The organism is Parabacteroides sp. AF18-52 (assembly GCF_003479145.1).
Taxonomy (GTDB): domain Bacteria; phylum Bacteroidota; class Bacteroidia; order Bacteroidales; family Tannerellaceae; genus Parabacteroides; species Parabacteroides faecis.
This window is the reverse complement of sequence record NZ_QUGR01000015.1, coordinates 20598-30378: the sequence shown is the minus strand read 5'-3', so window position 1 is coordinate 30378 and position 9781 is coordinate 20598. Positions and strand designations below refer to the sequence as shown.

6 protein-coding genes are annotated in these 9781 nt (G+C 43.4%); all 6 read left to right on the top strand.

What is annotated here, in order from left to right; genetic code table 11:
- Nucleotides 1-361 precede the first annotated feature (361 nt).
- The 6 genes from DWX23_RS19610 (at nucleotide 362) to DWX23_RS19585 (ending at nucleotide 9424) form a co-directional block, all read left to right on the top strand.
- Entirely contained in the window at nucleotides 362-3367 is a 3006-nt protein-coding gene (locus tag DWX23_RS19610; RefSeq protein WP_158607102.1) for a TonB-dependent receptor, read from the top strand.
- Nucleotides 3368-3381: 14 nt separating this feature from the next.
- Nucleotides 3382-5070 carry a SusD/RagB family nutrient-binding outer membrane lipoprotein gene (locus DWX23_RS19605; RefSeq protein WP_122375701.1) on the top strand — a complete coding sequence of 563 codons (1689 nt, stop codon included), beginning with the start codon at nucleotides 3382-3384 and terminating at the stop codon, nucleotides 5068-5070.
- Nucleotides 5071-5233: 163 nt separating this feature from the next.
- Nucleotides 5234-7870: a glycoside hydrolase family 2 TIM barrel-domain containing protein gene (locus DWX23_RS19600; protein ID WP_233587692.1), complete on the top strand. Its 2637-nt coding sequence runs from the start codon at nucleotides 5234-5236 to the stop codon at nucleotides 7868-7870.
- An 88-nt stretch (nucleotides 7871-7958) separates the two neighbouring features.
- On the top strand, nucleotides 7959-8300 hold the full coding sequence (locus DWX23_RS19595) for a DUF6565 domain-containing protein (RefSeq protein ID WP_122375699.1): 342 nt from the start codon (nucleotides 7959-7961) through the stop codon (nucleotides 8298-8300).
- A gap of 74 nt (nucleotides 8301-8374) precedes the next feature.
- Nucleotides 8375-8701 carry a hypothetical protein gene (locus tag DWX23_RS19590; protein WP_122375698.1) on the top strand — a complete coding sequence of 109 codons (327 nt, stop codon included), beginning with the start codon at nucleotides 8375-8377 and terminating at the stop codon, nucleotides 8699-8701.
- 42 nt (nucleotides 8702-8743) lie between these two features.
- On the top strand, nucleotides 8744-9424 hold the full coding sequence (locus DWX23_RS19585; protein WP_122375697.1) for an OmpA family protein: 681 nt from the start codon (nucleotides 8744-8746) through the stop codon (nucleotides 9422-9424).
- Nucleotides 9425-9781 lie beyond the last annotated feature (357 nt).

The following is a 9781-nucleotide window of genomic DNA, read 5'->3' as shown; positions in this document are numbered from 1 at the left end:
CTGGTAGCCGATAAAATCTGACAATGTGGATTTTTAGTTTTAGAGATAAAAATTATTTTAAATCTAATTTTCTTTAGTCTTCTTAGAACTATGGTGAGTTAATACTTGTTATATATATAGCAAGGGTATGCTTTTGACAATATGTCAGCACTCATGTGTTAAAACGGATGTATGGAGTATATTTTGTTGGAAATTTGTTTGGTATTAATGTTATAATCTCTATATTTGCATTTAACAAGTGTAAAAAACAGCATAGTTCTAAGAAGACTAAGTCGTTTCCTTTATGCAAAAACACAATACTTAACGCAAAATGAGTATGAGAAATGTCGAATTTATTAACTTTCCTAAACAATCTGGCTTTATGAAGAAGGGCTTATTATTATTTGTACTGTTTTGTATAGGGACATGTACAAATGTGCTATGGGCACAGAAGAAAGTAAGTGGTGTTGTGATGGACCAAAGTGCCAATCTGCCGCTTATAGGGTGTAATGTCGTAGAAAAAGGAACCACAAATGGAACCGTTACCGATTTGGATGGTAACTATACATTGGAAGTTCCGGAGAATGCAATTTTACAATTCTCTTTTTTAGGTATGACGACGGTCGAAGAACCGGTTAACGATCGTACCGTAATTAATGTAGATATGTTTTCAGATACCCAGAAGATTGAAGAAGTCGTTGTCACAGCCATGGGTATCCAACGTAAGGCAAAGTCGTTGACCTATGCTACTCAGCAGGTTGCAGGACAGGAATTGACCCGTGCAAAAGATGCCAACCTGATCAATGCTTTGCAAGGTAAAGCAGCCGGTATGCTTATTTCTCCGAATGCAACCGGTGCAGGAGGCTCGTCCAAGATTATTTTGCGTGGTAATAAATCCGCTTATGGGAATAACCAGCCGCTTATTGTTATCGATGGTGTTCCGATGAATAGTCCGGAAACAACTCAGTTGGCGGGTGAATATGAGGGACGCGACGGTGGTGACGCATTGGGTAACCTGAACCCGGATGACATTGCCAGCATGAATGTCCTGAAAGGTGCATCAGCAGCGGCTTTATATGGTAGTATGGCTGCGAATGGTGTGATCATGATCACTACAAAAAAGGGCCGTGAGGGTGCCGCAAGAGTAGATTTCTCTTCCAATATAACACTTGAAAGTCCTATGTCTCTTCCTAAATTACAAGGACGTTATGGGGCTGTCAAAGTAGGTGATCAGTTAAATAACATGAGTTGGGGTGACAAGGTGGCCGACAACGATAACCATGCGATGGATAATGTGAACGATTTTTACCGTACAGGTTCTACTTTTATTAATTCCGTAACGATCAATGGCGGTACTGAAAAAGTACAAAGCTTTATGTCGTACGCTAATACGACGGCTTTTGGTATTATGCCGACAAATGACTTTCAGCGTCATAACATGTCGACCCGCGAAACTTTCAACTTGTTTGGCAACCGACTGACCATCGATGCTTCTTTGTCGTATATCAGCCAGAAAGGAACCAATCGTCCTCATGGAGGTACTTATATCAACCCGTTGACAGGTCTGTATACATTCCCGGTAAACGGTGATTTCGGTTATTATAAGGATAACTTCGAAAAATTCAATGAAGATCGTAACCTGATGGCTCACAACTGGTATCTTCCGGATGACGATTTTTCAGCCAATCCTTATTGGATATTAAACCGGATTAAATCGACTGAGAGACGTGACCGTGTAATGGCTTCCGCCAGTGCAAAATTTAAGATCACCGACTGGTTGAATGTGCAGGGACGTTTAAGCGTGGATAATACTTTCGACCGTTTTGAACGTAAATGGCATGCAACAACAACTGCTACATGGGCTCCCGGCGGGAACGGACGTTATCGTCAGGAACGTTTCGATGCAAAGCAGTTCTATGGTGACTTGATGTTGAATTTTAACAAGACCTGGAATGAAAAATGGGAATTGAATGCCTCTTTAGGTACCAGCTTCCAGGACAATAAGGTACAAAATGTCATTCTGGATAGCGACAAGCTGGGATTGATGGAAGCAAACTTCTTCGTTCCTGAAAATATCAACGGCAATGGAAACCAACGTACTTCCAACCCTCGTAAACGTTTGAATTCCGTATTCGGAACAGTTCAGTTCGGTTATAACGGGATGATCTATCTGGATGTGACGGGACGTAACGACTGGTCGTCTGCTTTGGCTTTCACCGACAACTTCTCCTATTTCTATCCTTCCTTCGGTCTGACAGCTCTGTTGAATGAGATGATCCCGATGACAGATAAGATCAATTTATTGAAGATCAGAGGTTCTTACTCAATCGTGGGTAACGACGTTCCTGCTTATATCACTCATCCGATGGATGGTATCAACCTGGGAGGTCTGGAACCGAATACCAAGGAACCGTTTACCGAAATGAAACCTGAAAAGATGCATTCAATGGAATTTGGTCTGGATCTGACTATGCTGGATAACCGTTTGAATTTTGATATCACTTATTATAAGACAAACAACAAGAACCAGTATTTCTCTATTTCATCTCCGCTGGCTTCCGGTTACGATAGCTATTATATCAATGCCGGTAATATCCAGAACCAGGGTTTTGAGGCTTCCATCAATTATCGCTGGGATTTTGCAGAAGACTGGAGCTGGAAACCCGAATTCAACATTTCCTACAACCAGAATAAGATCAAGGAACTTACCGATCAATTGAAGAACGGTGTATCTTTAGGTTCGGGTGCAGGTCTTAACTTCAAGCTGGTTGAAGGTGGTTCATACGGCGATATTTACGGTAAAGTGGCAGAACGCGATGAGAACGGAGCTTTCATGCTAGATAAAGACGGTAAACTGGTCATCTCTACAGACGAACGTCATTTAGGCAATGTAAACCCGAACTGGCAGTTGGGATGGGGTAATACTTTTACCTATAAAGATTTTAGCTTATACTTCCTGATCGACGGAAAGATCGGTGGTAATGTAGCCAGTCAGACACAAAGTTATCTGGATGCTTACGGTGTAACGGAAGCAACAGCCGATGCCCGCGATAACGGTGGTGTAGACCTGGGTAACGGACAGAAAATGGATGCACAGACATTCTATACTTCAACAGCCGGTAAGGAAGGTGCAAAAGACCTCTATGTATATTCTGCAACGAACTTCCGTTTACGTGAACTTTCTTTAGGATATACATTCCGCAACCTGTTAGGAGCTTCCAAGAACCTGAATCTGTCTTTCGTTGCTCGTAACCTGTTCTTCATTTATAAAGATGCTCCGACCGATCCGGATATGTCTGTTTCAACGAATAACGGTTGGAAAGGCTTCGATTCGTTTGGTTTGCCTGCAACACGCAGCTATGGTATCAACTTGAAAGTAACATTCTAATAACGCGATCAATCATGAAAAAGAATATAATTAAACAAGTAAAAAATACATTACCATTGTGGGCTGTAGCTTTCATGGTAGGAGTGACGGCTTGTACGGATAATTTTGAAAATATCAATACCAATCCGAACGGGATGGATGTTTCTCAGGTGAAAGTAACTTCCCGTTTCAATCAGCCGATAGTAGGTGTCTATAATAACTATCAGAACAAGAATTACGAGTTCCAGTTGCAACAGAATCTGAATGCGGATATGTTTTCCGGTTATATGGCGACAGGTACGGCATTCAACGGTAACTCTAACAATGCGATGTATGCAATGATGGACGGCTGGAATGGCGAGGCATTCCGTGACGGTATGTTATATGTAATGAAACCGATCAGTGAAATCCTGAAATCGACGGATGCGAAAGACTATACAGCGATTGCCAAGATCATCCGTGTACAGGGTATGCATCGTGTTGCTGATATTTACGGGGCTATTCCTTATTCAAAAGCTATGCAGGGAGGTTCGTCCGTTCCTTACGATGATTTGGAAACTCTATATACCACTTTCCTTTCCGAGCTGGAAGAAGCTGTGAACGACCTGACCTCTTTGGTGGATGCAGGTGAAGCAGAAGCAAACCGTTTGAATAGTTTCGATATTGTCTGCGGTTCGGACTTTAAACAATGGATCCGTTTTGCCAATACATTGCGTTTGCGTTTGGCCGTGCGTCTGTCTGTTGTAAAACCGGAATTGGCCAAGTCTACTGCTGAAGCTGCCGTGAACCATAAATATGGTGTCCTGGTTGCCGGTAACCCGAATGTACAGGTCATCGATGCTTCTTTACAGAATCCGTTGAATGAAATTGTAGTCAACTACAATGATATGCGTGCCAGCGCTTCTATGGTCTGTATGTTGAAAGGGTACGACGATCCCCGCTTGCCGGTTTATGTAACTCCGGTCGGTTGGTTTAAAATTGACGGTAAACAACAGGATATTGTCGACAAGAATGGTAATGCATTGAATAAGATCGGTCAATATATAGGTATCCGCCAGGGAACTATTGTCGATAAGAATGTGTATCAGGTATATTCTTCTGTCAATCTTTCAACAGAAACCAAGATGGCAGATTATACAGGAAACAAAACTCAGATATCGAACCATTTACCCTGGATGAAAGTTGCCGAGGCTTACTTCCTGCGTGCAGAAGGTGCACTCCGCGGTTGGAATATGGGTGGTTCTGCCAAAGACCTGTACGAGCAAGGTATCAAAGTCTCTTTCGACGAATATGCTATCCCGGCATCTGAATATGAAAAATATATTGCAAACGAAACCGGTGTCTGTGCAGATTTCGAAGATCCTCATAATGCAGCCAATAGCATAAAAGGTATTGATAAATGTACGGTTAAATGGAATGACGGTGCAACGAATGAAGAAAAACTTCATAAGATCATTAACCAGAAATGGATCGCGATGTATCCGGAAGGACAGGAAGCCTGGTCGGAATTCCGCCGTACAGGTTATCCGAATATTTTCCCTGTGGCTAATAACCTGAGTGCCGATACATGGAAAATTCCTGATGGTGAATTTATCAAACGTTTACCATATCCGAAGAACGATAAAGATTCGAATGCGGAAGAGGTGGAAAAAGCAGTCAGTTTGCTGAATGGCCCGGATAGCCCGGCAACACGTATATGGTGGGATACCGGAAGAAACTTCTAACCGGATAGTAACGGACTATATTAATAATGTATAAAGAGAAAGGCTTCTTCCGCTTCCGGAGGAAGCCTTTTGTTTTTTTATTGTATATTACGGCTATTAAATAGAATACATTATGAATCATAAATCTCTATCTTTCATATTCTTGTTGTTTTTGGTTAACAACATGTTATCCCTCTTTGCACAGGAAAATACACTGACGATCCCTGAACCCGGGGAAAAGACTTTGCTTACTTCCGGCTGGATGGCACGGAGAGCCAGTGAGATAAAGACAGACGGAAACCTGTTAAGCTCCACACCTCTGGAAACAACGGGCTGGATGCCTGCCCGTGTGCCCGGGACAGTGCTGACCACTTTATTGGGAAACGGCCTGTATCCTGCACCGGAGTTTGGAATGAACAATAACCTGATCCCCGATATTTATGAAGTCGGCAATGACTTTTACACCTATTGGTTTGTTTGCCGGTTTGAAACGCCGGAGGTACCGGATGACCGGATTGTCTGGCTGAACTTCCGGGGAATAAACTATAAAGCCGAACTGTTCATGAACGGCAAACGGCTTAATAATACCACCCATGAAGGAATGTTCCTGCGGAAATCTTTTAATATAACGGAACTTCTTCGGAAAGAAGATGCAAATGTGCTGGCTGTCCTGGTGTATCCTCCTGACTATCCGGGAAATCCGAACGGCGGACAAGGCGGTGACGGACAGATCGCCCGTAATAATACCATGCAATATACGCCCGGATGGGACTGGGTTCAGCCGATCAGGGATCGTAATACCGGTATCTGGGATGAGGTATCCGTAACTACCTCCGGTGCAGTGACTGTCCGGTCGCCTTATGTTGTGACGAAAGTACCGGGTGTCCGTTCTCCGGAAAAGAAAATGCAGGAGGATGCTTTTGTAAAGACTTCGGTTGAGGTGGAGAATATAACCGATACTCCGCGTAAAGGCGTATTGGTCTGTGAGACAAACGGAATCCGTTTAACGCAACCACTTACCTTATCTCCGAACGAAAAGAGGGAAGTCCGTTTCGATCCTTTGAAAATAAAAAATCCGCGTCTGTGGTGGCCCAACGGAGTAGGGGAGCAACCTTTATACGATATGCATATCTATTTTGAGGCAGATAACCGGATCAGCGATAGCAAGCAATTCAAATACGGTATCCGTGAGATCACGACAGATAAATGTCCCGACAACGGGGGACGCCGTTTCTTTGTGAACGGGCAGAAGATCTATATGACTGGTGGTAACTATATCTCTTCCGACTGGTTACTGCGTCTTTCCCCTGAACGTTACCGCGATGAAGTCCGTTTTCATGCCGAAATGAACTTGCGTATGATCCGCGTATGGGGAGGCGCTTTGCTCGAACGTCCGGAGTTTTATAATGCCTGTGATGAATACGGAATACTCGTTTTCCAGGATTTATGGGGCAGCGGCGATTGTAACGGCGCCTGGGAAGACCCGATGAAGATGGACTCTCGTGAACGGCGATGGGAATACCCCGACAACCACGATCTTTTTATCGCTTCGGTAAAAGACCAGGTAAAGATGATACGTAACCACCCGAGCCTGTGTCTTTGGTGCGGGGCCAACGAATGGCCGTTGGCAAAAAACATCGACAAGCAACTGAAAGAAAAAGTCTTCCCGGAGCTTGATCCCGAACGCCTGTTCGTCAGTTATTCTACCGACTCCCTTTTTACCCGCAACCTGCTGGGCGATAACGGCGACGGTCCTTACGGTATTCAGGAGCCGGAATGGTTCTTTACTTTCCGTTCACATCCGTTTAATCCGGAGGCAGGCTCCGTCGGTTCGCCGGAGGTGGAAAGTATGCGGGAAATGATGACGGAGAAAGATCTGAATGGATTCCCGAGAAAAGGTTTTACCCGTAATGCGACCTGGCGATATCATCGGGATCTGGGATATCAGGATCATTTGGAACGTTACGGCGAGGTAAAGGATATCGAAACCTATTGTAAATATGCTCAGGTTGTGAATTACGATCAATACCGTAGCTTTATGGAAGGATGGGGTTCCCACCTTTGGGACTGGTATACCGGGATACTGATCTGGAAAACACAGAACCCGTGGACTTCCCTGCGCGGACAGATGTACGATTGGTTCCTCGATGTAAATGCTTCCCTGTACGGTACACGTAAAGGATGCGAACCCCTGCATCCGTTTTACAACCCCGTCACCCGGCAGGTAGAACTGTTGAATACATCCTTGTCCGATTACCCGAATCTGATTGTAAATGCACGTATCTACGACACCAGCGGTAAGATCTGTTGGGAAAAAGAAATAAAGTCGGATGCCAAAGCCAATACCGTAGCACCCTTGTTTGATATTCCCGTCCCGGAAGAAATACAAGGAGTCTACTTCCTCCGCCTGTCTGTGCAACCGGCTGATCCAACTCGGCCTTCCAACGTAGCCGTTGCATTACCGGATGCCCCGAATATCTATTGGCTGACCACGCTTCCGAAAGATTATTCCGGCTTATCCCGTTTGCCTGAAGCAAAGCCGGAGGTGAAAGTATCTCTTCAACGGGAAGGAACAACCTATTCCGGTATGGTATCGCTCCATTCGAAAACGAATATTTCTTTTTTCAATCGCATCAAGGTGTTGGATAAGGAAACCGGCAAGCGTATCCTTCCCGTACATTATTCGGATAATTATATCACGCTTATGCCGGGTGACTACTGTACTTTGACGATCAGTTTTACCTCTTCTTTACCCGCAGACCGGATACAGATAGTAGCTGATAGTTGGACGGCAGACCGGATCGTAGCTACAGCCGATTAATACCTGTCCGGCAGTTTCATTCTGCCGGACAGTGCAGATCCTCTTTTTTTGTTTACTTTTGTTGCAATTAATCTAAAAAGGAAAAGATATGAAAAGGTTTTTAATGATGCTGTTTGCAGTGATGGCTCTTTTTGTCATGAGTAGTTGTGGAGAATCGAAAGATTCGTATATAAAAGACTTCACGAAGTTTGTAGAAAAAGTACAGGCTGGTGCCGATAAGTATTCGAAAGAAGACTGGAAAGAGGTGGAAAAGAAATACATCGAATTTGCCGAAACGAAATATGACAAGTATAGTTCCGAACTTTCTACAGACGAGATGATCGGTCTTACCAAATTGAAAGCCACTTATCTGACGATCCAGACCAAGCACGGCATCATCGACAACATACTGAAAGATGGAAATAATGCTTTGGACTTATTGATCAAATAGCCTGCAATTATTTTAAAATATCAATTAAAGCAATATCTTTGCATGAGTATGTAACCAATTAAACTGAAAAAGTTATGAGCGACAAAGACGATTTAATTTACGACGAAGACGAATCTGTAAAATTTATTCAGAACTATCTTCCCCAGGAATTGAAAGGCAAATTCAGTAATGACAATATTAACTACATTGTAGACCTGATCTACGATTTCTATGAATCACGCGGCTATCTGAACGACGATGCAGACGATGATGCCGATGTCGAAATAGATGAAGATGAATTGATTGAATATGTAGTGAAGAATGCGCAGAAGGATGGTGTCGGTAAATTCGATCCCGAAGCAATCGGTTTTATTGTGCAGGGAGAACTTGAATATTGCGATTCTATCAACATGTTCGATTGATAAACTGTTATATTCATATAAAGTTTATAAAAGAGCAAAAAGATGAAACATTTTAAGTTATTATCCATACTGTTATGTATGGCGGTGGTATTTACGAGTTGTGGAACATGGAATAACACAGCAAAAGGAACTGCAATCGGTGTAGGTGGTGGTGCCGCTGCAGGTGCCGGTATCGGTGCTTTGGCAGGTAATACGGCTTTAGGTGCTGTTATCGGTGCTGCTGTAGGAGGAACTGCCGGTGCATTGATCGGAAAGAAGATGGACAAACAGAAAAAAGAGCTGGAAGCTACTTTACCGCCCGAAACCACTGTTGAAACGATCAATAATGGTGAGGCTCTGAAAGTCACTTTCGATTCAGGTATTTTGTTTGCTACCAACTCCAGTACGTTGAGCGACGCTTCACGTAGTGCATTGCGTAAACTGGCTGTCAGCCTGAATGAAAACCCGGATACCGATATCAAGATCGTTGGTTATACCGACAATACCGGTAAGGTCGATTACAACCAGACATTGTCTGAAAAACGTGCCAAAAGCGTTTACGACTATATGATGGTCGACCAGGGCGTAAGCGGACGTCGTATGGAATACGAAGGCAAAGGCGTTCATGACCCTGTTGCCAGCAACGACACGCCGGAAGGACGTGCATTGAACCGCCGTGTAGAGATCCTGATCCTTGCCAACGAAAAGATGATACAGGATGCACAGCAGGGAACATTAAAATAATGTATACGTATTCTGTGATAAATTAGAAAAAGATCATGCAGATAAACCCGGTAAGGGTGCAATCGATAGCCTCAGGTTTTTTACCTGGGGCTTTTTTTATATCAGGTATTGTGTAAAGACTGAAACTGGCTGTCTCCCTTTTCTTTAGCGAATAAAATAACTTCCTTCCGGCATATCCGAGTTCTGGTAGGACTCAGGTAAATTATGCCTTATCTGACCCTCCGGGGCAAAAATCGGAATATAAATTTGATCGATAGTTATAAAAATGATATTTATTCTGATAAAAATGACACTTTGGCCAAATAGTTCCGTATACCTTTTTTATCTAAATATAATTAATCGGTGAATAAACCATAA

What these genes read in the sequence shown, in the direction of transcription:
- DWX23_RS19610 (WP_158607102.1), top strand. Translation starts at nt 362, where the DNA reads ATGAAGAAGGGCTTATTATTATTTGTACTGTTTTGTATAGGGACATGT.
- DWX23_RS19585 (WP_122375697.1), top strand. Translation starts at nt 8,744, where the DNA reads ATGAAACATTTTAAGTTATTATCCATACTGTTATGTATGGCGGTGGTA.
- DWX23_RS19605 (WP_122375701.1), top strand. Translation starts at nt 3,382, where the DNA reads ATGAAAAAGAATATAATTAAACAAGTAAAAAATACATTACCATTGTGG.
- DWX23_RS19600 (WP_233587692.1), top strand. Translation starts at nt 5,234, where the DNA reads ATGTTATCCCTCTTTGCACAGGAAAATACACTGACGATCCCTGAACCC.
- DWX23_RS19595 (WP_122375699.1), top strand. Translation starts at nt 7,959, where the DNA reads ATGAAAAGGTTTTTAATGATGCTGTTTGCAGTGATGGCTCTTTTTGTC.
- DWX23_RS19590 (WP_122375698.1), top strand. Translation starts at nt 8,375, where the DNA reads ATGAGCGACAAAGACGATTTAATTTACGACGAAGACGAATCTGTAAAA.